Source organism: Kribbella sp. NPDC003505 (assembly GCF_040610875.1).
Taxonomy (GTDB): Bacteria; Actinomycetota; Actinomycetes; order Propionibacteriales; family Kribbellaceae; genus Kribbella.
On record NZ_JBEXNA010000009.1, the window covers coordinates 291,341 to 312,405 of the forward strand.

Genomic DNA, 21,065 nt, shown 5'->3' on the forward strand with positions numbered 1-21,065 from the left:
GAGGGTGGAGAACCCCTCATTTCGCTGGTGTGCCGGCCAAATTCGTGGGTCCGCCAGCGAAAGGGTCAGGAGCGGGCTGGGCCGGAAGATTCGCGGTGCCACGCGTCGTTCGGCATCCGCAGGATCGCTCACCCCACCGCGGCGAACCCGCTGCCTGCAGTCCCCAAGGTGCGGGCGATGGTGTGCACGGTCGACAGGTAGTGCACCGGTGAGACGCAGTACACGGCGACCGGTTCACGCTCAGGTGCACTACCCGGCCGACCGACACGTCCTGTCGAGATGACACATCCCACCTAACTCTGGTGCCCCGGCGGCTCGATCGCGTTGAGGTAGCGCCTGCCGACGGTCTCCAGGTGGGCGACGAGGGCGGGTGGGCCGTCGACGTGGAAGTCGAGGCCGAGCATGCCGATGTAGACGGCGATCGTTTCGAGGGAGTCGGCGCCGGTGACGAGGATGCTGGTGTTGTCGTCGACGGACTCGACGATGCCGACGGCGGCATGGATGCGGGACAGAACATCCTGCGCCGGCGCGTGGACCGTGATCCGCGCGTGCACCTTCCAACCGGTCGACGCCACGTCACGCAGCACGAAGTCGGTGTACGCCTCGTCCGCCATCGGCCGCGGCTGGTACCGCCGCCCCGTTGCCATCCGCAACGACATCCAGTCGACCCGGTACGAGTGCCACTCCGCCTGCTCGTCCCGGGCCACGAGATGCCAGTACCCGTGCCAGCTCACCAACCGGTACGGCTCGACCAGCAGTGGCAGGTCCCGCCCCACACCGGACCCGGCTTTGTACATCGAGTCCCCCTCCGGTACGGCGTACTCGAAGCGGAGGTAATACTCGTCGCGAATACAGGCCGCGATCGTCGCCAGTACGACGGGATCGATCTCGGGCGCGTCGACGTTCGAGCGCGTGTTGTCGGGGCCCTTCTCCATCGCCCGGTTGATCGCGTTGACCTGCCGCTGCAGACGATGCGGGAGAACCTGCTGGAGTTTGGTCAGCGCGCGCACGCTGCTCTCCGCCATCCCGGTCACACCCGCCCCGGTACGCAGGCCGACGGCGACCGCGACTGCCTCCTCGTCGTCGAGCAGCAGCGGCGGGAGCTTCGCGCCGATCCCGAGCTGGTAGTGCCCGGCCGGTCCGCGCGTGGCGTCGACCGGATACCCGAGCTCGCGGAGCCGGTCGATGTCGTTGCGCACCGTCCGCGTAGTCACCTCGAGCCGCTCGGCCAGCTCGGAACCGGTCCACGCAGGGCGCGTCTGCAGAAGCGCTAGCAGTGCTAGCAAACGCTGCGAAGTTTCCAGCAAAACAGTCTCCTGATTAGGAATCTAATGTTCCTATACGGATTCTACGGTAGAGCCATGAACAACAACGAGAGCATCCAGTCCTTCACCGTCAAGATCGACCAGGCCGACCTGGACGACCTGCAGAGCCGCCTCGCGCGGACCCGGCTCCCCGAAGCCGCCCCCGGCGACGACTGGGACCTCGGCACCCCGAACCACTACCTCCGCGAGATGGTCGACCGCTGGCAGAACGAGTTCGACTGGCGGGCGCAGGAAGCCCGGATGAACGAGTTCCCGCACTACCTGACCGAGATCGACGGCCAGACGGTCCACTTCATCCACGTGCCGTCCGCGGTCGAGGGCGCGACCCCGCTGCTGCTGGCGCACACGTACCCGGGTTCGTTCGTGGACTTCCTCGACATGATCGGCCCGCTCACCGACCCGGTCGCGTACGGCGGATCCGCCGAGGACGCGTTCTCCGTCGTCGTACCGTCGATCCCGGGCTTCGGGTTCAGCACCCCGCTCGTCGAGCGCGGCTGGACGATGGCGCGGGTGGCCCGGACGTTCGACACGCTGATGCGGCGGCTCGGGTACGACTCGTACGGCGTGCACGGCTCGGACGCCGGCGCGATGATCGCCCGCGAGCTCGGCGTACTCAACCCGCCCGGCTTCCTCGGCCTGCACGTCCTGCAGCTGTTCTCGTTCCCGTCGGGCGACCCGTCGGAGTTCGAGAAGTTCACGCCGGCCGACTACGCGGCGCTCGAGCACCTGAAGTGGTTCCAGTCGGTCGGCGGGTACAACGCGATCAACTCGACCCGCCCGCAAACCGTTGCCGTCGGCATCTCCGACTCACCGGTCGGCCAGCTCGCCTGGAACGAACTCTTCAACAACTTCGGCAACGGCACCAGCCTGGTCACCCCCGACCAGATCCTCACCGAGGTCTCCCTCTACTGGTTCACCAACACCTCCGCCGCCGCCGGCCGCTACCACTACGAGGAGGCCAACTCCGGCGCCGAACCCCAACTCAACCACGCCCCCACCGGCGTCGCCGTCTTCGCCGACGACTTCAAGACCATCCGCCCGCTGGCCGACCGCGACAACCCCAACATCACCCACTGGTCCACCTTCAAGGACGGCGGCCACTTCGCCTCCCTCGAACGCCCCGAAGAAGTCACCCAAGACCTCCGCAAGTTCTTCCGCAACCTCTGACCAACTGCCGAAGGGCCGGCCTGCGGGCCGGCCCTTCAGTCGTTGGTGTCGATGGTGCCGATCTGCTTCGGCCCAGAACTGTCGAGGACAGCGATCCCGGGCTCGAAGAACCGGCTGAGATAGATCCGCTGCCCGTCCGGGCTGATTGCTATCCGAGCGGGCAGGCCGAGGTTCGTGCTCAAGGACCCGACGACCTTGCGGCTGCCGGTGTCGACGACCTCGACCGTGTCGTCGTTGGCCGACCGCCCGAAGAGATACAGGTGCTTGCCGTCCTTGCCCATTGCACCGCCCCTGATGTCGCCGCCCTCCACTGGCTCCGGCGTTGGCCTGGATCGCTCGACCTTCGTGTTGATGACGGCGAACGTCGTGCGACCGATCGCGTACAACGCGCCGTCAGGACCGGGTATCAAGTCGCTCGGCTCCGCGCCGACCGTGATCGGACTCCCGACCGCCTGCCGGGATTTGGCGTCGATGACCGAAACCGTGCCCTTGTCCTGGGACCCGACGTACAGCCGTCCGCGGTCGTCGACGGCGAGACCGGCCGGGTTCGGACCGGTGGCGAGCGGGCCGCCGACCGTCGCGAGCGTCGTGGTGTCGATCTCGGTGATCGTCGCCGCATTCCGGCTGAGCACGAACAGACGGTGCGTCGCCTCGCTCAACGCGAACTCCGTCGGGCCGGGCGCGACCGCGATCGGTCCGCCGACGATCGTCCAGTTCGCGGCATCGATCACCGAGACCGAGTTCGACCGCGAGTTGGCGACGTACAACCGGGACCCGTCCGGGGCGATGAGAACGCCGCTCGGAAACTCACCGACCTCGAGCGCCTTGCCGACGCGCTCCTGGGTCGTCGTACTGAACCTCATCACACGGCCGTTCTCGGTGTCGGTCGCGTACAGAAATCGGTCGTCGGGGCTTACCGCAAGACCGACCGCCAGCGGTGGCTGCGGCGCCGGCGGTAGGACGACGACCAGAGCGATGCCGAGGACGGCCGGCCCGAGCAGAGCGGCCGCCGTCACCCGGCGGCCGAGTGGCTTGCCCGACCGGTTCGAGCGCACGGTCGCGATGCCGAGGGCGAGCCAGACCGCGAGGAGTACGAATGCGGCGAGTTGCGGTACGTCGGTGTGGCGCTCGAACCGCAGGAAGCCGAACAGGACCACGAAGCCGCTCAGCACCCAGCCGGCCAGGAACTCGCGGTTGAACGAGAGCAGCGGTCCCGCGATCAGCATCTCAGCCGTCAGCAGGTAGAGCGCCGTGACGACGACCGTATTGACCCTGTTGTGCCGGTCGACGTACAGCAGGATGACCAGCAGCAGGATCGCCGCCGCGGCGCCGAGCGCGATCAGGAGCTTGTGCGGCGCGGTTCGCGCCGGCGGCGTACGGCGCAACTGGAACAGTCCGACGACGCCGGCGGCCAGCCATGCAACAGACGCAACCAGGTACCAGGTCGCCGCCAAGGGCTGCAGTCCGATGAGCAGCTTGTGCGTGATCCACCCGACGGCCTGAGCCGCGGCGAGAAGCGCCGGCCCTGCCAAGCCGACCGCGAAGGCGGCCGCGTTCGCGCGGAGCCTGATCACCGGGGGCACCGCTAGGACAGCTAGCACCGCTAGGACGATCACCTGCCAGCTACGCGGTGTCGCGACGACGGCGCAGACGACCTGCGCCGCGGCGGCTAGCAGTGCTAGCCCGAGAATCGGCCAGTCCCATTCAGGCAGGTGGAAGCGGCCCCGCCATCGCCTGGCGGTCGCTCGGGCCGCCGCTCCGAACGTCGGCCCCGTGGCGCGCCTGACACTCGGCGCCGCGACAGGTTGCTGCCGGACCGGTGGTGGCGGGTTGTCGAGATACGCCTGCGCTGTCGCCGCGATGCTCCGGCTGTCTCCGTCCCGCAGTCGCTCGAGCTGCTCACGCGCGGTCCGCCGTACCCGCTCGTTGTTTGCCTGCAGCAACTGCCCTAACGGCGCCAACGCGGTCTGCCGGATCTCCGGGATCGGGCTCGCGATCGCGCCGGCCAGATGCTCGGGCAGCGCCCAGCGAGGGTTGGAAGCAACGACCGTACGACCCTCGACCTCGGCGAACTGCCGCGGACGCTGATTCGGCCGCTCGGCCGTGACCGCTTTGTACGTGTAGTCGTACAGTTCGTCGGTCGTGATGTCGCCATCCGCGTCGACGTCTGCCGCACCGGTACGAAGGCCCTCGACGAGATGGTGCGTGAACACCGACTCCGTTCCCTCGAAGGCGTACTGCGTCGAGTCGGACGCGGTCAGAACGATCCGCCCGCGCCCACCGAATGCCTCCTTGGTGTGTACGGCAGAGTCCGACTTGGCGAACTGCTCAGCGGCGTACGCCCCGCTGTAGCAGCAGTCGAGGATGAGGATGGTCTGTCGCGGCCGACTCTCCGACACCGTCTCTTGCACCGACTGCGCCGACAGCGCGGTGAACCGCAGACTGCCTCGCACGGTGTTCCGCATCGCCAGGTAGAGGCGACCGTTGTCGTCCTTCAACCCGTGGCCGCTGAAGTACAACAACATCAGGTCGTCGCGTTCGCCGGCCGCGAAGAAGTCCGCGACCGCCTTGCCGACCTCGTGCGTCGGCTTGTTCATCACCACCTGAACGTCGAACCCCGCGATCGCCGGGTCCTCCAGCACCTCGGCCAACGCCTCGACGTCGCGCTCCGGCGCCGCCAGCCGCCGCAGTCCGGTGTCCTCGTACTCGTACGTGGCCACCAGCAGAGCCCGGCGCTGCCCCATCACTCAGTCCGCTTCGTGCCGACGCAGGAACGCCTCGACCAACTCCCGCCGCTCCTCCACCGAAGCCGCATCCACCTCGATCGAGTCCGCGCCGATCGTCAACTTCACCCGCTGCCCCGCCGTCCGCCGCCCCAGCCAGTCCCTGACGATCGCGATCAGCAATGGCACCATCCCACCGGCACCACCCAACGCAACCGCCACCGCCCCCACCGCGGCCGCATCTCCTTTGCTCCCTTCGGGCGCAACCGTCAGCACATCCCGCGTCTCGAACTCCCGAAGCTCCCCCCGAAGCTGCCGAATCCCCCGATCCGCCAACTCCGGATCGTCATCCACCAGCACCACGTCAACCCAAGCCCCCACAACCCACCCCTCCCGAGCCGTCGCGCGCCATGATCCTCCCACTCCCCCCTCCACCGCAACGGTAAGTAGCGAGCCTCCAACACCCGGTCGCCCCCACAGCCACAGCCGGGAAGCCCGGAGCACGAAACACCGCGGGCTCCTTCGAGCTCCACCCATCTGGACGGGACATCCCGGCAGAGGCTCCTCCACCGACCCGATCCACCCCTCAGCCGACACAACTCCCAGCCCGAAGCTACGCCGCCCCACCCCGCCGACAACATCCTCAACCCTGTGGAGAACCCACCGCCCGACCCGCCTCGAACTCCTCTCCTGAACACGTCCCAACCCACCCGAGAGGACCACCAATGGACTCCGACGAAACGCCGTACCTCCTCCCCGACGGGGACCGCGTCTGAGTCATCAAGACGTCGCCGACCGCCGAACTCCTCCCGCAGATGCTCGAGCGGTTCCATGCGGACCGGTCCGAACCCCTGATCTTCGGAGACGGCGGCAACCGGACCCCTGGCGCCGGCTCGATGCGCCGGCAACCGACCACGAGGGATTCGACGCCACCTACGCCGTCGCAAGGGAGCGCCTCGCGCCACCGGGACGCTCGATCCCGATCGAGACGTCGCCGCAGATCTCGGGCTGAATCTCGACGAGCCCGTCGACGACTCGAACTTGCCTGACTAGCAATAACCGCCGTCTCGTCCGCGAGGAGGTGATGCAGCAACTCGCCGTCCTTCGACAGGCCGGTCGGCAACAACCAGGCGGCCTCCGCGACCGCGAGTTCCGCACTCTCGAGCTCGGGCTCGGAGCCATTGCCCACGGCCAGGAGACCAACTTCTCCGGCAAGCGCCTCGGCTACGCCGCGCATGACCTCGGCGACTGCGCCGAATCAAGTTCTCGGCCTTCCCGGAGTCGCGGCAACCCGCGAACTGGGCCCGTCCCACCGATCCGCCAAGCCCTCCCTGCAGACCTCCGCATCGAGCTGGCCGCAGCATCCGATGTCGCACATGCCTCAGGCGCCACACGAACCTAAACGAACCCCTCGACTTCGACTTCAAACCGAGCCCGAAGAAATGACAGCGTCCTTTAGGCTGGGCAGAGGCTAGCGAGGGAGTTGAGATGTCGACCGAGACGCCGCAAGACCGGCCTCATGGTGACCGTGTCAATGTCATCGACACGGCGACCGCCGCACACAACCTCCCACGGATGCTGCAGCGGTTCCGTGCAGGGCAGGCCGAGCCGTTGATCTTCGGCGACAGCGGTCAACCAGAAGGCGTGGTCATCCCGTTCGACCGCTGGGAACAGCTCGAAGAGTTGGCAGCGGACGCGGAGCAGGCCGCCGAGGTTCGCGAAGTCACCCGGCGCCGCCTGGCCACGAACCGCGTAGAGGACAACGTCTCGGCCGACGAGCTGGCTGAGGAATTCGGCTGGAACCTCGACAGCGACAACGAACCGCCCGCATCGCGATGACGGCGAAATACCACCTAATCATTGATCCGGAGCTCCGCGACGAGCTTCGCGACCTCTACGCCCGCGCCAAGGCGGATCCCAACGGTCCTGCCGCCAAGCAGTTCGAAGCAGTTCGCCTCGGCCTGAGCGCCCTGCGCGAGGGCCGCGAGGACGAGTTCGCCGGCGAGCGCCTCGGCCGCTCGGACAATCATCCAGATCTCCGCGACTGCGCAGAGATCAAGATTCCGGTCGTAGAGGAGTTCAACCGGCGCGGGCGGTCGATGGGACCCTCGCACAGACTGACCTACCGAGAATTCGAAGGCCCGACCGAATCGCAATTGCCGGTCAGGCAGATCGTCGCCTTCGCCCCCGCAAGGACGGCGAGATCTTCGACGTAACCGCCACTCGCCTCGGCCGCACCAAAGGCGTCGCCCTCGACGAACTCGACCACCTCCCGACTGTCCGCCCAGCCGTAGGCCCAGGCAAAGAAGCCGGCCGCCCCGTCGCACCACCCCGCATGCCACTACCACCCGACCTCGCCCAGGCCTTCAAGGCCATGGAAGGCCTCGCCCCACCCACGAGCTCCACACCACCAACCACAAACCAGACCCCCGCACCCCCACGCCGCACCTCAAACAGCGGCCAGTCGCAGAGCAAGTAGCCGTTACCTGGTCGACGACGTCGTGACGTCTGGGCATCTGCGCAAGTGCTGTCGTGGTACCAACTATTGTCATGTGCCATGAGCGACGCACTGCTGCCTAACATGCCGTTCAACGAGCCCGATCCAGACCCAGCGCGGGATGAGGTAGCGGCCGCGTATCTGGCCGCCGACCCCGACGGCAAACGCACGGCAAAGGTATTCCGGGCGACCTTCGACCAGCTGTACGACGGGCAGCACACAGGCCGTTTCCGGTGGGAGCAGCTGTACAAGACCGAGAAGACGCACTTCGGGACACTCCTCGAGATCAACTTGAGACGGGCCTTCGACGACGTGATCGACGACACCGACGACTCTCATCTGCTTGACTACCGGATTCGCAACCACGACGTCGACTGCAAATACTCACAGCGACTGGGCGGCTGGATGCTGCCCCCTGAATGCTTCGGCCAACTGCTGCTTGTCGCTACGGCCGACGATGAGCGTGGGACCTGGAGTGTCGGCGTCGTGCGGGCCAGCGACGAGAACCGCAACCAGGGCAAGAACCGCGACTCCAAGGCCAGCCTGAGCTCGCGCGGCAGGAGTCAGATCGCGTGGCTCCACATCGAAGCCAGTCTTCCTCCCAACATCTTGCTTGGCCTCGACCCTGTGACGCTGAAGGCTGTGCTAGCCCCGAAGAAGGGTCAAGGACGAGTTACAGAGCTCCTCAGGCGAGTAACTCAGAAACGAGTTGGGCGCAACACGATTGCGACGCTTGCTCAACAAGACGACTACATGGCTCGCGTCAGGGACAACGGGCACGGAGCACGGACTGTCCTCAGGCAGGAGGGGTACGTGATCCCGGGAGGAGACTACGAGGCGCATCGACGTGTCGCCCGACAGCTCGGAGCAGAGGCAGTACCCGAACCAGGCGAGGTCGTGAGCCTCCGCATCGTCCCGGCCGATCACGGCGAACCATGGACGACAGCGCTCGACGGGCGGTCTTGGCGACTGGCCAGGGACGGCGAACCCTGTACAGAGCCGGCTCCGAAACTACCGAGCACTCGCAGATCGAAGGTAGATCGCTCAGAATCGATTGACACCGAGTTGGCAGAATGAATTCTAAGCGACGCCAAATACATGCAGCGAGCTCTACACGAGGCTCCGAGACCCGCATCAGACCTTCGTACGGCGACAGTCCAACCACGCCCGGCCGCTCACGGAACATGCAGGCGATCCGGCGCACTAACACGAAGCCTGAGGTCGAGTTGCGATCGGCCTTACACCGCGGCGGATACCGCTTTCGTAAGGACCTGAGCATTCAAACCTCAAGCCGAAGAGTACGGCCTGACATCGTCTTTACCGCACGTAAGGTCGCGGTCTTCGTCGACGGCTGCTTCTGGCATTGCTGTCCAGTACATGGACGCCAGCCGACGGTGAACACCGGCTACTGGTCGCCCAAGCTCCAGCGCAACGTCGAACGGGACAGACTGGCCGACTCGGCCTTGCAGCACGACGGCTGGAAGGTTATCCGGATCTGGGAGCACGAACAACTTGAAGCGGCAATCTGCAAGGTTGTCGCCGCACTCGATAGGTCGCGGCCTAACTGACTTTCGAACGCATCTGTGCCAGGTATTCGTGGCGGATGTGGTCGTCTTGGCCGATGAAGGCGCGGAAGTCACCGAGCTTGTAGGTTGGATCGCCGGATTCCGACTCGACAGGATGCATGTTGAAGTCGCGCATCAGGTGCTTAAGGCGAAGCTCGATCTCTTCGAGAGTTAGAGATCCATCGATGCGCTCAAAGATCTCGACGATCGTTAGCGGATCGCTGGCTTTTCGCAGGACTCGGTAAACCTCGTCGTGAGTGACAGCCACGGTCTGATCGCGCGGCTCACCTTCGTGATTAAGAGCAGCCACGATTTGGCGACCAATCGCTTTCGCAACCGGAGGTGGGAACGCGTTCCCGATCTGGCGATACTTCGAGGTCTTGCGGCCGGCGAAATGCCACTTCTTCTCATCCCAGCCTTGGAGCCGCGCAACCATCTCGACAGTCAGCTTGGGGTCGTGGTCCTCTGGAGCATCAGCTGACGGGGCAGCGTCCGCGATTCCCAGACCGTCGACGCCCATCTCGCGCCAGGCTCGTTTGGCACGGGTCGGACCAAGGTCTGCGCCGCCATGCTTCTTGGATCCGCCGACGATGGTGGGAGCGATCTTGTTTGCCCGATCTGCCCAGTGCCTGGCGTGCTTCCATCCATTCGCACCCATGAGGTCGACGAGCTCTTCGCCGACCGTCCGCCGCAATGATGACGCCTCAGGCCAGCTGAAGTACGGGGCATCCTCTTCGCGGAGCGCTACGAGCACGAAGCGAGGACGCAATTGCGGCACCCCGTAGTCGGAGGCCTGCAGCAGTCGCCAGTCGGCGACGTACCCCAGCTCACTCAAGCGGTCGAGGACGTGCTGTCGGTACGCCGAGAAGCGTGGCGCGGATAGACCCCTGACATTCTCAAGCATCAGGGCGCGCGGCCGGATGATCCCGCAGAGTTCGACGGCCCACGCGAAGAGGTCACGCTCGTCGTTGGCACCAAGCTGCTTGCCGGCGATGGAAAAGGGAGGGCAGGGCACACCGCCGGCCAGGAGGTCTATACCGCGGAAGTCTTCCGGATCCCATACTGCGGGATCCGCCACATCGCCGACCCGCACATCCCATTTCGGCCGGTTGAGCTTCAGGGTCTCCGCAGCCATGGGATCAAGCTCGACAGCGAGCGCGTGCTCGAATCCAGCAAGCTCGAGCCCAAGCGCCTGACCTCCGGCGCCCGCACAGATCTCTACTACTCGCAGTGAACTCACGAGACCTCCCCCGTAGTTCGAACATTCGTTCGAGTGTAGAGATGGACTTCGAGCCTGGTCAAATCTGCGAGAAGGCTGGTGGCAAGGGTCCGACTAACGCCAATGCAGCTCAGACTTCGAGCCGCGCACCGCATCGACTCGACCGATCTCATACCGATAGATTCCGCTCTGCCAGGGGATCGAACACGCAGAGCTTAGCGCTCCCCCGCAAGGGTCCGTGGGACGCCCGCCGGCCCACACACCAACTACTTTCCGAGCACGCGTGGACGCGACCGCGGCCCCTCTGATCTCCAGCACCCGCGATCAGCAGCGCAACCCATCACAGTGCATGGACACACCCTGTTGGACACCTCCCCGCAGCGGAGAGACTCGGGAGGCTTCGACAGTCTTTGCCTGCCACACCACTGAGGGCGCGGTCGGGTTCAAGGCTCTACTCCTGCGGTCCGGGACGTGGGTCGCCGACCATGCGGCTCAATATCTGGACAGCCTGCTTCTGCTCGTCTCGAGAGAGGCGTCGGAGGTCCGCATAAGCCTGCTCAGCGCGGCTCGCGGATCGCTTTCCGTCCTGCATCCACCGCAAGAGTTCCTTCTTGGCCTGACGAGGCAGGTTACGCACTGTCGGCAAGATCTCAGGCAGCGTCACGGGGTCGAATAGCTCGTCGCGGACCGTTTCGTTGCACCGTGCGCACTCCGTCTGCAACTCGTCCACGGTGGCCTTGCTGTCGAGCCGCTTCCCCGGCACTCGGTGACCAAGAGTAGGTCGGGCCATTTTGTCCGGCATATCCGCATAAGGCTCGCCGCCCGGCGTGAAGCACACCTGGCATATGGATTTGTCCCGAGCGAATACCTTCCGCCGGGTCGCTTCAGATGGCGCATCACCCGTGGGCCGTGGCGCGCCGGTGCCGGGGTGCCAGCCGATCTTGCGAACTAGGTACTCGTCGTGCGCAAGGCTGCCATCGTCCTTCGCGGACGGGATATCCCAACCATCTCGAAGGCGAAGGTTTCGTAGGCGCCGATTGAGGTGCTCCGCATCGTTCGGGATGGTAGCCTCCCCCAGAGCGGCACGAAGCTCGCGCATGGTGAACCTTCCGTTCTTGCGGACGTGGCAGGCAAGGTAGGCAGCAATCTTCTGCTCATCCCCAAAGCGTCGCTTCTTACCGGGCGTTAGCTTTAGCTGCCACCAGAGAGTGCCGTCTGGCGAGTACGCCTCAGAGGGATAATGTCTGTCTTCGGGCATTGGGGGAGCTTATCCCGACGCCATGTGGGCAGTCACTCAATCGCGCGTGACACCAGCCGGCAGAGACACACACCGGCAGGTCTTTGTTACGGGCCGGTTAGCTGGCGTCGGCGCCTGCCGCAGACGATTTCGTTGCACTGCGACGTCCTAGGTCGGAGGCGAGCGCCTTGCCAGGATCGAGACAGGATTGCTGCAGGGCGGTTGATCACTTGTCGCCGAGGCCCGAAAAATGCATGGTTTTGTGGACATGCGGATAATCGCGAGCCCACGGCGGCGCAACCTGTCACCCGTCTGGAGGTGTCGGGCGTCGCGATCGGGGGTTACTCGTTACCAGATCCGCTCGATCATCACCGCCAGACACCAATGCCGGCGTGCGTAACACCGCGTGGGGTCTACCGCCTTCTCAACTTAGAACGGCGGGTGATCGGACTGTGCAGGTTCTTCTGTTGGAAGTCTGGGCGGCGCGGAGGGAGGGTGGAAGGTATGGACTTCACTCAGCTTGGGCGTACGGGACTTTCGGTTAGTCGGATCGTGCTTGGGACTATGAACTTTGGGCCTCTGACCGAGGTGGGGGATGCGCACGCGATCATGGATGCGGCGCATGACAAGGGGATCAACTTCTTCGATACGGCCAATGGGTACGGGCGGGCGATCTACCCGGGGCGGACCGAGGAGATCATCGGGGAGTGGTTCGCCAAGGATCCCAAGAACCGGGACAAGACGGTGCTGGCCACCAAGGTGTATGGGGACATGGGCGATGGGTGGCCCAACGAAGGACGGCTGTCGGCGCTGAATATCCGGCGCGCGCTGGATGCGTCGCTGAAGCGGCTGCAGACGGAGTACATCGATCTGTACCAGTTCCACCACATCGACCGGAATACGCCGTGGGAGGAGATCTGGCAGGCGATGGAGGTCGCCGTGCAGCAGGGGAAGATCCTGTACGCCGGGTCGAGCAACTTCGCGGGGTGGCACATCGCGCAGGCGCAGGAGGCTGCCAAGCGGCGGAACTATGTCGGGCTGGTCAGTGAGCAGTCGCTGTACAACCTGGCGCAGCGTGACATCGAGCGTGAGGTGCTGCCGGCGGCGCAGGCGTACGGGCTGGGTGTGATCCCGTGGTCGCCGCTGCACGGTGGGCTGCTGGGTGGCGTGATCCGGAAGGAGAACGAGGGCGTACGGCGCCTCGAAGGGCGCGCCAAGGAGACCCTCGAGAAGCTCCGGCCGCAGATCGAGCAGTACGAGGCGCTCGCGGACGAACTCGGACACGAGCCGGGTGACCTTGGGCTCGCGTGGCTGCTGCACCAGCCCGGCGTGACCGGGCCGATCGTGGGGCCGCGGACGATGGAGCAGCTGGAGTCCGCCGTACGCGCGGTCGACATCAAGCTCGACGAGAAGACCCTCACCCGCCTCGACGAGATCTTCCCGGGCTACAAGACCGCCCCGGAGGACTACGCCTGGTAGGACACTGCCCGGGGACCTTGGACATCTCAGGTGATGTCCAAGGTCCCCGCTGTGTGTTCAGGCTCCGAGAGCCGCGAGGAAGACACGTACGGCGTCGCGGGTGTCGTCGGAGCGCCAGGCGACGGCGAGCTGGGCCGGTGGGAGGTCGGGGACCGGGCGGCAGGTCAGGCCGGGGCGTTGGTACAGGCCGGCGTTGCCGACGGCGAGGAGGGCTACGCCGACGCCGGCGGTGACGAGTTCGAGGACCTCGTCGGCAGCCGTGGCCTCCGCCGCCACGACCGGTGGGTGGGGGCGCTCGTCGACGGCGAGCCAGAAGTCGCGGAGCGGGCCGGCGGCCGCGGGCAGGGCGACGAACGGCTCATCCAGGAGCATTGAGAAAGGGATCTCGGACCGGTCGGCCAGGGGGTGTTGGGAAGGTAGCGCCACCCAGCGAGGCTCGGTGATCAGGACGCGGGTCGCGAAGTCGCCGGCGACCGGGAGCCAGACGAACGCCACATCGCTGGTGCCGTCACCGAGCCCGGCGGTCGGGTCGTCCCAGCCGACCAGGCGCAGCGACACCGTCCAGCCCGGCAGCGCGGAGCGGAACCGGGCGACGGCCGGGCGCTGCAGATCACGCCCGACAGCCGTCTGCATTCCGACGACCAGTTGCTGTGGATGGGCGGCGGCGCGCGCCTCGGCGTACCCGCGATCCCACAAGGCGAGCAGATCCCGCGCGACGGGGAGCAGCGCGCTCCCCTGCGACGTCAGCTCCAGGCCGCGCGGCCGGCGGGAGAAGAGGTCGAAGCCGAGCCGCCGTTCGAGGGCGCGGAGCTGCTTGGACAGCGCGGGCTGGGAGACGAACAGGCGCGCCGCCGCGGCGGTCACGGTCGATTCCTCGGCGGCGGCCACGAAGTACCGGAGTTCCCGCAGATGCGCGTCCATAACCAACGGTTATACCAACAGGTCTTGGTGCAATCGGCACCGGCCGATCGATGCTGGGCGCATGACGAACACACGCAACCTCGGCGGGCTCGACGTACCGGCGATGGGCTTCGGCGCGATGGTGCTCTCCCCCGGCATGTACGGCGCGATCGACGACGCCCGGGCGCTCACCGCGCTGACCGCGGCGATCGACGCCGGCGGGACGTTCATCGACACCAGCGACGCGTACGGCGACGACGGGCACAACGAGAAACTGGTCGGCCGGGCGATCCGTCAACGGCGCGACGAGGTCACGGTCGCGACGAAGTTCGGACTGCGGCTCAGCGAAGGTGCCGAGGCGCACCCGTTGAACGTCGGGTTCGCGTTCGAGCAACTGCTGGTCAACGCCGAGCCGAAATACGTCCAGCAGTACGCCGATGAGAGCCTGCGCAACCTCGGCATCGACGCGATCGACCTGTACTACCTGCATTTCCCGGACCCGCAGGTGCCGATCGAGGACACCGTCGGCGCGATGGCCGAACTCGTTGCCGATGGCAAGGTACGGCACCTCGGCGTGTGCAACGTGACCCCGCAGGAGCTGCGGCGCGCGTACGACGTGCACCCGATCGCCGCCGTACAAACCGAGTGGTCGATGTGGCGGCCGATCGACCCGGAGCTGCTCGACGTCGCGCGCGAGCTCGGCGTCGGCGTCGTACCGTGGAGCCCGCTCGGAGCCGGCTTCCTGACCGGAACCGTGCAGGCGCTGGACAAGGACGACTTCCGGAACAACGCGCCGCGTTTCGACGCCGCGAGTCTGCAGGCGAACAACGCGTCGTACGAGGCGCTGCAGGCACTCGCCGCGGACCTCGGCATCACGCGCAGTCAGCTTGCTCTCGCGTGGCTGCTGCACCAGGATCCGGCGGTCGTACCGATTCCTGGCAGCCGTACGCCGGCGCACATCGTCGAGAACCTGGCGGCCGCGGACATCACGCTCCACCCGGACACGCTCACCCGCATCGACGCAGTGCTCGCCCGCCTGACGCCTGTGGGCGGCACGCTCCTCTGAGAATCTAAGCGTGGACCGCCGTCGTCGGAAGCATGCCGAGCAGGGCGTCGGCGGCGAGGGAGGCGGCGGTTCCGGTCGGTACGGCGACCGAGACCTGCCAGTGCGACGCAGCCCCGGGCGCGAGGGTGACGGTGACGTGGTCGCCGCGCTTGGCGGCGATACGTTCCGGGACGAGGGCCACGCCGAGGTTGTGCGCGACGAGCGCGAGGAGGGTGTGCACGTCGTTGACCTCGATGGTGACCGGATGCGCCACCCCGGCGTCGGCGAACGCGCGGTCGGAGATCGCGCGGGCGCCCCAGGTCCGGTCGAAGTCGACGAACGACTCCCCCGCCAGATCGTCGAGCGTCACGCCGGACGCCTTCGCCAGCCGGTGGTCGGGAGCGCAGACGAGCACCATCGACTCCCGCGACAACGGTCGCAGGTCGAGGCCGTCGACCGGATCGCCGGCGGTCGCGACGAACGCGACGTCGAGCCGGCCGGAGGCGAGTTCGTCCAGCATCGGGGTGGAGCCGCCCTGGCGGACCTCGATCTCGACCCCTGGGTACGCGGACCGGAACTTCGCGAGCAACGCCGGTACGTCGACCACCCCGAGGCACTGCTCCAGCCCGACGGTGAGGTGGCCGCGCAGCAGGCCCTGGACCGCGGCGACCGCGTCCTTCGCGGCCTCGGCTGCGGCGAGCGTACGGCGACCCTCGCACAGCAGCGCCCGGCCCGCCTCGGTGAGCTCCACGCTGCGGGTGTTGCGCACGAACAGCGAGGCGCGCAGCTCACGCTCGAGCGCGCGGATCGAGGCGGACAGACCCGACTGGGAGATCGACATCGCCTCGGCGGCCCGCGTGAAGTGCTTCTCCTCGGCCACCGCCACGAAGTGTTCCAAGTGCCTCAGCTCCATGACTAAGAACTGTAGTCGATCGAACCAGCCCGATTCTGCGGCGCCACATATTGAACGTGTTGCCCCGCGGATCCCCAGCCCATCACAATCTGCGGATCGCGCCGCGGCCACGCGGCGGTCCACACCGAGAGCTCCATTGTGATGGCCTGGCGATCCGTCACACGCGCGCCTGAGAGATATAGCTGCTGCCGCGTGGTCGAGCGAGAGCTGCGCGCTCACGGACAGCGCGCCACGATCGCGACTTGGACGTACCGCGGTTTGCTGGACCGCCTGCGAAACGCCGGGCTCCAGCACGAGAATCTGTCCGCCGGCCGACGTGTCGAGTGGCCGCCGCCGCGCAATCAGCCGTGCTGGTGCGGTTCCGGGATCAAGTACAAGAAATGCTGCGGTGGTCCGCTGCCCGCCGCCGAGCCCGTTCCGGCTGGCCCGGCCCTCACTGGATAAGGTGTGGGCATGGCGGATGAGGAGTTTCGGGTTGAGGTCGTGCTCGGGAACGACGAGCACGGGTTGACGTTCTGGGAGCGGTTGCGGGCTATCGATCTCGACGACGATGCGCAGAAGCGGCTGGGCAGTCAGGTGACGGTCACCCGCGACGGGAACCGGATGCTGATGTACACGCACACGCTCGAGGACGCGCAGGAGGCCGAGCGCACCGCCAAGGAGCTCGTGGCCGACGACCGCCTCGAGGCGCACTACACGATCACCCGGTGGAACGCCGAGGAGCAGGACTGGGCCGACCCGAGTGTCCCGGTCGGCCCGCACGACGCCGCCGAGGACGCCGCGAAGAACGCGAACATGGAAGTCCCGGACCCGCGGTACGTGGTGATGCAGGCCTACAAGCCAGAGTTCCTCCGCGACCTGGGTCTGTAGAACCTCACCGGGGCAGACATGGACGTCGTGCTGGGACCGGTGCGTGCGGAGGATGTGCCGCTGTTGCAGCGGTTCGCGGTGGAGCCCGGGTTGATCGGGCTCGACTGGGGCGGGTTCCGGGATGCGCAGGCGCCGGTCCGGCGGTTCGCCGACGACGGATTCCTCGGCGCGGAGGACTCGCGGCTGATGGTCCGGACCGGAGACACGACCGCCGGGATCGTGTCGTGGCGCTCGGGGTCGTTCGACAGTGTCACGAACTACTGGGAGATCGGGATCGCGCTGCTGCCCGAGCACCGCGGACGCGGCATCGGCTGGCGGGCGCAGGCGATGCTGACGGCGTACCTGTTCGAGCACACGCCGGTGTACCGGGTCCAGGCGGCGACACATCCGGAGAACCTCGCGGAACAGAAATCGCTCGAGAAGGCCGGTTTCCGCCTCGAAGGCGTGATCCGCGGCTGCGAGTTCCGCGCCGGCCGGTACCGGGACGGCTATCTGTACAGCAGGCTGCGCGACGACCCGGCGCCGGAGCTCGGCAACGGTTCGGTGACGGACGGTGGTTTGAACCCTCTCGCACATTAGTCTCGGCGGGTCGCTGCACGCCTACTCGGTGTGGTTCTGCGACTCTGAAAATGCTGAGGGAGAGGGGAATCCGTGTCACGTCGACGTGGTCTCGTTGCCGGTGCGGTGGTGTGTTTGTTCGTACTCGCCGGCTGTTCGGACGTGGCCGCGAGCGAGTCGACGCCTTCCCCGACGCAGTCCCCCGCGACCAGCACCAGCACCCCCGCACCGACTGCGACGCCGACGCCGACGGTCAAGCCGACCGTGAAGCCGAAGCCCAGGGTGAAGCAGAAGCCGGCGTACTACGCGCTGCGCGTGGAACGGCAGCTGGACAAGCTCGGCTACCCGGTCGGCGACATCGACGGTGACATCACGGCCCGCGCCAAGCAGGCGCTGTGCGCGTGGCGCGAGACCCACGGCCTGCCGGTCAGCCGCGCCGGCCTGACGCTGAACGACGCCTACTCGGTGCTCAACGCAACGAGTCGCCCGGCGCCGACCCGCGAGCCCGGGATCTACGTCAACAAGACCTGCCAGATCCTGTACCAGATCGTTGGGAAGACCTACAAGCGGATCGTCTGGATCTCCACCGGCGGCCCCGGCTACGAGACCCCGAACCGCACCGGCAAGGTCTGGCGCAAGTGGGCCGGCGCCCACGAGAGCAGCCTGTACGAGGACGCGTACATGTACGACTCGCTGTACTTCCTCAAGGACCGCCCCGGCATCGCCCTGCATGGCTCCCGCGTCAACTCCCTCGTCAAGCCCTACCCGGCCAGCCACCGCTGCGTCCGCGTCCTCCGCCCCGAGATCCACCACATCTTCACCGAAACCCCGATCGGGACCAAGGTCCAGATCTACGGCGAGTACTAGCGCTGCCTGAACTGGGCGGGACCGATCGCGCTGGCCGAGATACCGGACCCAACCGATTTCGAAACGCTGATAACCGTCATCCTTTCGGCCGACACGCATGCATGGACGGCGTTGGTTCCATCGCAGCACCGGCCCAAACCGCTGAGGATTGGGAGGCCGATGTGGGGCAGCGCCGGGCGGCGCCCCAGCGGTTGTCTTTCGTGCTGGATGTCCAGCGCCGCACGAACTCGATCGCCGCTTCACAACAGGTCATTCCTACTCCTACAGCGGACCTCTTCACCCGCATGGCCCTGGACACCCAACTCTTCCGAGCCGACGGCGACGGAGGCGTGGACTGCGTCGGCCTGCGACCCGGGATTCGAGGAGGAAAGTACGTCATTCAGGCAAGGCCGTACCGCGAGACGGTACCCCCGACCGCGGTACGCGATCTCTACGGCACCATGCAGCACGAAGGTGCTACCACCGGCATTCTCATCAGGACCAGCGGATACGGACCGACGAGCTACGACTTCGCGAACGACTGCGAGGGAAGGTTTCGAGGCTGGGCTGCATCCGCTGCGCCTGCCGGCGCTGCCCCGCTGGCGGCCAAGAGCCTCGCCGGCGTCCTGGCCGCCAAACCGAACAGCCCGGTGAAGGTCCTGGCCGACGGGACCGTCCGCTGACCGCGTTCCTGCCCAACGATCACGCCTTCCAGCGTCTGGCGAAGGACAGCAAGGCCACGCCTCGCTCCGACGGCGCCAGGCTGACCACAGCCCTGTCAGGCGGAACCACCAAGGTGGGGCGATGTCAAACCGAGACCATTGCGATCTTCGAAGTGGTCACGTGCGTCAATACCTTGGCCGAATGAACCGAAAGGCACTTGACCGCTCTCGCCGCCGGAGCGATCGCAAGCACCGCTTCGCGGCGATCGTCAGACTGTTGTCTCCGATCATGGTGGTCGCAGCGCTTGTTGCGGGCTGCTCGGACTCGCCCGCCTCGCGGTCGGTCCCGCCGACCGACGGGACAAGTGAGACAGCTTCGCCAACACCCACATCCGGGGCCTCGACCGAGATGGACTGTGGACAGGTCGCGCCGGCAGGAGTCAAGGTCCGCGAGTTCCTCCTCGCGGCGACTGACGGGGTGCGCCTCAACGCGGTGACGTTGGGATCCGGCCCGCGCGGCGTGGTGATGCTGCATCAGACGGACGACGGCGTCTGCGGGTGGTTCGAGTACGGCGGCATCCTCGCGCACAACGGATTCCACGTGCTGCTCTTCGACCGGCGGTGCAGCGGCAAGTCGACCTGCCCGGTCGGCGACAGGGGCAGCAGGCATGCGGCCGATGTGCAGACTGCGGTCACCGAGCTCCGCAAACAAGGGGCCAAGAAGGTCGTTGTCGTCGGCGCCTCACTCGGCGGCTCGGTCGCGATCGGCGCGTGCTCGGCGGTGCAGGTCGACGGTTGCGTAGCGCTGTCGCCGGCGTTGTTCGAATTCCCGCTCGGGGAGGGGCTCACCGCGCAGAAGGCGATCGGCCGAGTCGGCGTACCGCTGCTTGTCGCCGATGCGCCGGATGACCGGAGCAGCCCACTGGCGGAAGTTCGCGAGCTGCTCCGACGGGCTCGTCCCGGCGTGGTCCAGTTCGTCCCCTTACCCGCCGCGGCCGGACATGGCTGGGACACGGTCAACGACGCCACTGACCCGAGTCTTCGCTCACCGTTCTCCGCCCAGCTGATCAGGTTCTTGAACAGTCGCCTCGCTTGAACTCAGACGGCCGGCACGGTGGCCGCCTGGGCGATACCACTTCCGAAAGACGGTGGAGCGCAGCCTCCGGCCACCGGCGCCCGAAGGCATGCGAGAGCCGGTAGGTGGTCGCCCGTCTAGTGGGTGAACTTCTCGTGTGCGGCCATCGCGGCGCCGACGATGCCGGCGTTGTTGAGTAGCTGGGCCGACTTCACCGGGGTGGAGATGTCGAGCAGCGGCACCCACTTGTCGGAATGCTTGCTGACCCCACCGCCGAGCACGAACAGGTCGGGGCTGAACAGGCCCTCCACGTGCCGGAGGTAGCGCTGCACGCGCTTGGCCCACTGCTTGTACGACAGGCCCTCGTTGTCCTTCGCCGCCGAGGACGCCCGCTTCTCCGCGTCGTAGCCGTCCAGCTCGAGGTGACCGAGCTCGGTGTTGGGCACGAGCCGGCCGTCGACCAGGAGCGCGCTGCCGATGCCGGTGCCGAAGGTGAGCAGGATGACCACGCCGCCGACGCCCTGGGCCGCACCGAACCGGGCCTCGGCGATACCGGCCGCGTCGGCGTCGTTGAGCACGGTCACGTCGCAGTGGGTGGTATCGGTGAAGACCTTGTCGACGTCGGTCCCGATCCAGGTCTTGTCGACGTTCGCCGCGGTCTGGGCCACTCCGTGCCTGATCACGGCCGGGAACGTCGCACCCAGCTCACCGGTCCACCCGGCCTCCTCGACCAGCCGGGCCACGACCTCGGCGACGGCCTTCGGAGTCGACGGGACGGGCGTCAGGTACTTCACCCGCTCCGTGGCCAAATCGCCCTTCTCCAGGTCGACGACGGCGCCCTTGATCCCGCTGCCGCCGATGTCGACCCCGAAAGCGGTGGACGTCTTCATCCTGGGCACCTGATCCCTCTCCTCGCCTGCAAGCTGCTGTCCAGACCTTTGTACCCCGCCGTCAGCACATCAGCCTCGGGCATGCCGAAGTGCC

Annotated in this window: 21 protein-coding genes; 13 read left to right on the forward strand and 8 right to left on the reverse strand. The window is 66.8% G+C overall.

Annotated elements, in window-relative coordinates; all coding sequences use genetic code 11:
* Nucleotides 1-293 precede the first annotated feature (293 nt).
* Nucleotides 294-1,307, reverse strand: a complete 1,014-nt coding sequence (locus ABZX12_RS29490) for a WYL domain-containing protein (protein ID WP_355698385.1) — start codon at nucleotides 1,305-1,307, stop codon at nucleotides 294-296.
* A gap of 54 nt (nucleotides 1,308-1,361) precedes the next feature.
* Between ABZX12_RS29490 and ABZX12_RS29495 the strand changes: the two genes are divergently transcribed.
* Nucleotides 1,362-2,492 (forward strand): epoxide hydrolase family protein, encoded by a 1,131-nt coding sequence (locus ABZX12_RS29495; protein WP_355698386.1) that lies wholly within the window; start codon nucleotides 1,362-1,364, stop codon nucleotides 2,490-2,492.
* A gap of 35 nt (nucleotides 2,493-2,527) precedes the next feature.
* On the opposite strand, the gene ABZX12_RS29500 is transcribed toward ABZX12_RS29495, so the two are convergent.
* Both ABZX12_RS29500 and ABZX12_RS29505 read right to left on the reverse strand, forming a co-directional pair.
* Nucleotides 2,528-5,236, reverse strand: a complete 2,709-nt coding sequence (locus tag ABZX12_RS29500) for a caspase family protein (protein WP_355698388.1) — start codon at nucleotides 5,234-5,236, stop codon at nucleotides 2,528-2,530.
* Between the two features lie 3 nt (nucleotides 5,237-5,239).
* The gene (locus ABZX12_RS29505; RefSeq protein ID WP_355698390.1) at nucleotides 5,240-5,575 is read right to left on the reverse strand and encodes a hypothetical protein; all 336 of its coding nucleotides are present in this window, start codon (nucleotides 5,573-5,575) and stop codon (nucleotides 5,240-5,242) included.
* A 1,128-nt stretch (nucleotides 5,576-6,703) separates the two neighbouring features.
* Between ABZX12_RS29505 and ABZX12_RS29510 the strand changes: the two genes are divergently transcribed.
* From ABZX12_RS29510 to ABZX12_RS29525, 4 genes are all read left to right on the forward strand, one after another.
* Nucleotides 6,704-7,054, forward strand: coding sequence for a hypothetical protein (locus ABZX12_RS29510; protein ID WP_355698391.1), 351 nt, complete (start codon nucleotides 6,704-6,706; stop codon nucleotides 7,052-7,054).
* Nucleotides 7,051-7,431 carry a hypothetical protein gene (locus tag ABZX12_RS29515; RefSeq protein ID WP_355698393.1) on the forward strand — a complete coding sequence of 127 codons (381 nt, stop codon included), beginning with the start codon at nucleotides 7,051-7,053 and terminating at the stop codon, nucleotides 7,429-7,431. The genes ABZX12_RS29510 and ABZX12_RS29515 overlap by 4 nt, the downstream gene beginning before the upstream one ends.
* Nucleotides 7,432-7,772: 341 nt before the next feature.
* A complete protein-coding gene (locus ABZX12_RS29520) occupies nucleotides 7,773-8,789 on the forward strand; it encodes a NaeI family type II restriction endonuclease (protein ID WP_355698395.1) in 1,017 nt (338 codons plus the stop codon).
* Nucleotides 8,790-8,845: 56 nt separating this feature from the next.
* Entirely contained in the window at nucleotides 8,846-9,280 is a 435-nt protein-coding gene (locus ABZX12_RS29525) for a very short patch repair endonuclease (protein WP_355698494.1), read from the forward strand.
* Here the strand turns inward: ABZX12_RS29525 and ABZX12_RS29530 are convergent.
* Together ABZX12_RS29530 and ABZX12_RS29535 are read right to left on the reverse strand one after the other, a co-directional pair.
* Nucleotides 9,273-10,517, reverse strand: a complete 1,245-nt coding sequence (locus ABZX12_RS29530) for a DNA cytosine methyltransferase (protein ID WP_355698397.1) — start codon at nucleotides 10,515-10,517, stop codon at nucleotides 9,273-9,275. The two genes, ABZX12_RS29525 and ABZX12_RS29530, sit on opposite strands and share 8 nt — an antisense overlap.
* A gap of 430 nt (nucleotides 10,518-10,947) precedes the next feature.
* Complete coding sequence (locus ABZX12_RS29535) at nucleotides 10,948-11,754, reverse strand: hypothetical protein (protein WP_355698399.1); 807 nt, start codon at nucleotides 11,752-11,754, stop codon at nucleotides 10,948-10,950.
* Nucleotides 11,755-12,237: 483 nt separating this feature from the next.
* Between ABZX12_RS29535 and ABZX12_RS29540 the strand changes: the two genes are divergently transcribed.
* Nucleotides 12,238-13,212 (forward strand): aldo/keto reductase, encoded by a 975-nt coding sequence (locus ABZX12_RS29540; protein ID WP_355698401.1) that lies wholly within the window; start codon nucleotides 12,238-12,240, stop codon nucleotides 13,210-13,212.
* A gap of 57 nt (nucleotides 13,213-13,269) precedes the next feature.
* Here ABZX12_RS29540 and ABZX12_RS29545 read toward each other — a convergent pair whose 3' ends face one another.
* A complete protein-coding gene (locus ABZX12_RS29545) occupies nucleotides 13,270-14,133 on the reverse strand; it encodes a LysR family transcriptional regulator (protein ID WP_355698403.1) in 864 nt (287 codons plus the stop codon).
* A 61-nt stretch (nucleotides 14,134-14,194) separates the two neighbouring features.
* Between ABZX12_RS29545 and ABZX12_RS29550 the strand changes: the two genes are divergently transcribed.
* The gene (locus ABZX12_RS29550) at nucleotides 14,195-15,178 is read left to right on the forward strand and encodes an aldo/keto reductase (RefSeq protein ID WP_355698404.1); all 984 of its coding nucleotides are present in this window, start codon (nucleotides 14,195-14,197) and stop codon (nucleotides 15,176-15,178) included.
* Between the two features lie 4 nt (nucleotides 15,179-15,182).
* Here the strand turns inward: ABZX12_RS29550 and ABZX12_RS29555 are convergent, their stop codons facing one another.
* On the reverse strand, nucleotides 15,183-16,070 hold the full coding sequence (locus tag ABZX12_RS29555; RefSeq protein WP_355698406.1) for a LysR family transcriptional regulator: 888 nt from the start codon (nucleotides 16,068-16,070) through the stop codon (nucleotides 15,183-15,185).
* 141 nt (nucleotides 16,071-16,211) lie between these two features.
* On the opposite strand from ABZX12_RS29555, the gene ABZX12_RS29560 reads away from it, so the two are divergent.
* The 6 genes from ABZX12_RS29560 (at nucleotide 16,212) to ABZX12_RS29585 (ending at nucleotide 20,102) form a co-directional block, all read left to right on the forward strand.
* A complete protein-coding gene (locus tag ABZX12_RS29560; protein ID WP_355698408.1) occupies nucleotides 16,212-16,514 on the forward strand; it encodes an SEC-C metal-binding domain-containing protein in 303 nt (100 codons plus the stop codon).
* A 9-nt stretch (nucleotides 16,515-16,523) separates the two neighbouring features.
* Entirely contained in the window at nucleotides 16,524-16,940 is a 417-nt protein-coding gene (locus ABZX12_RS29565) for a hypothetical protein (RefSeq protein ID WP_355698410.1), read from the forward strand.
* A gap of 18 nt (nucleotides 16,941-16,958) precedes the next feature.
* Nucleotides 16,959-17,519 carry a GNAT family protein gene (locus ABZX12_RS29570; RefSeq protein WP_355698412.1) on the forward strand — a complete coding sequence of 187 codons (561 nt, stop codon included), beginning with the start codon at nucleotides 16,959-16,961 and terminating at the stop codon, nucleotides 17,517-17,519.
* Nucleotides 17,520-17,591: 72 nt separating this feature from the next.
* Nucleotides 17,592-18,365 carry a L,D-transpeptidase family protein gene (locus ABZX12_RS29575; protein ID WP_355698414.1) on the forward strand — a complete coding sequence of 258 codons (774 nt, stop codon included), beginning with the start codon at nucleotides 17,592-17,594 and terminating at the stop codon, nucleotides 18,363-18,365.
* A gap of 101 nt (nucleotides 18,366-18,466) precedes the next feature.
* A complete protein-coding gene (locus ABZX12_RS29580; protein WP_355698416.1) occupies nucleotides 18,467-19,027 on the forward strand; it encodes a restriction endonuclease in 561 nt (186 codons plus the stop codon).
* A gap of 388 nt (nucleotides 19,028-19,415) precedes the next feature.
* Entirely contained in the window at nucleotides 19,416-20,102 is a 687-nt protein-coding gene (locus ABZX12_RS29585) for an alpha/beta fold hydrolase (protein WP_355698417.1), read from the forward strand.
* A 116-nt stretch (nucleotides 20,103-20,218) separates the two neighbouring features.
* On the opposite strand, the gene ppgK is transcribed toward ABZX12_RS29585, so the two are convergent.
* A complete protein-coding gene (gene ppgK / locus ABZX12_RS29590; protein WP_355698419.1) occupies nucleotides 20,219-20,971 on the reverse strand; it encodes a polyphosphate--glucose phosphotransferase in 753 nt (250 codons plus the stop codon).
* Between the last annotated feature and the right edge of the window lie 94 nt (nucleotides 20,972-21,065).

Excerpts from the sequence above, each read along its gene's own strand:
- ABZX12_RS29550 (WP_355698404.1), top strand. The coding sequence starts at position 14,195 with ATGACGAACACACGCAACCTCGGCGGGCTCGACGTACCGGCGATGGGC.
- ABZX12_RS29570 (WP_355698412.1), top strand. The coding sequence starts at position 16,959 with ATGGACGTCGTGCTGGGACCGGTGCGTGCGGAGGATGTGCCGCTGTTG.
- ABZX12_RS29585 (WP_355698417.1), top strand. The coding sequence starts at position 19,416 with ATGGACTGTGGACAGGTCGCGCCGGCAGGAGTCAAGGTCCGCGAGTTC.
- ABZX12_RS29565 (WP_355698410.1), top strand. The coding sequence starts at position 16,524 with ATGGCGGATGAGGAGTTTCGGGTTGAGGTCGTGCTCGGGAACGACGAG.
- ppgK (WP_355698419.1), bottom strand. The coding sequence starts at position 20,971 with ATGAAGACGTCCACCGCTTTCGGGGTCGACATCGGCGGCAGCGGGATC.
- ABZX12_RS29520 (WP_355698395.1), top strand. The coding sequence starts at position 7,773 with ATGAGCGACGCACTGCTGCCTAACATGCCGTTCAACGAGCCCGATCCA.
- ABZX12_RS29580 (WP_355698416.1), top strand. The coding sequence starts at position 18,467 with ATGGACGGCGTTGGTTCCATCGCAGCACCGGCCCAAACCGCTGAGGAT.
- ABZX12_RS29510 (WP_355698391.1), top strand. The coding sequence starts at position 6,704 with ATGTCGACCGAGACGCCGCAAGACCGGCCTCATGGTGACCGTGTCAAT.
- ABZX12_RS29545 (WP_355698403.1), bottom strand. The coding sequence starts at position 14,133 with ATGGACGCGCATCTGCGGGAACTCCGGTACTTCGTGGCCGCCGCCGAG.
- ABZX12_RS29540 (WP_355698401.1), top strand. The coding sequence starts at position 12,238 with ATGGACTTCACTCAGCTTGGGCGTACGGGACTTTCGGTTAGTCGGATC.
- ABZX12_RS29535 (WP_355698399.1), bottom strand. The coding sequence starts at position 11,754 with ATGCCCGAAGACAGACATTATCCCTCTGAGGCGTACTCGCCAGACGGC.
- ABZX12_RS29555 (WP_355698406.1), bottom strand. The coding sequence starts at position 16,070 with ATGGAGCTGAGGCACTTGGAACACTTCGTGGCGGTGGCCGAGGAGAAG.
- ABZX12_RS29560 (WP_355698408.1), top strand. The coding sequence starts at position 16,212 with ATGGCCTGGCGATCCGTCACACGCGCGCCTGAGAGATATAGCTGCTGC.
- ABZX12_RS29495 (WP_355698386.1), top strand. The coding sequence starts at position 1,362 with ATGAACAACAACGAGAGCATCCAGTCCTTCACCGTCAAGATCGACCAG.
- ABZX12_RS29515 (WP_355698393.1), top strand. The coding sequence starts at position 7,051 with ATGACGGCGAAATACCACCTAATCATTGATCCGGAGCTCCGCGACGAG.
- ABZX12_RS29500 (WP_355698388.1), bottom strand. The coding sequence starts at position 5,236 with ATGGGGCAGCGCCGGGCTCTGCTGGTGGCCACGTACGAGTACGAGGAC.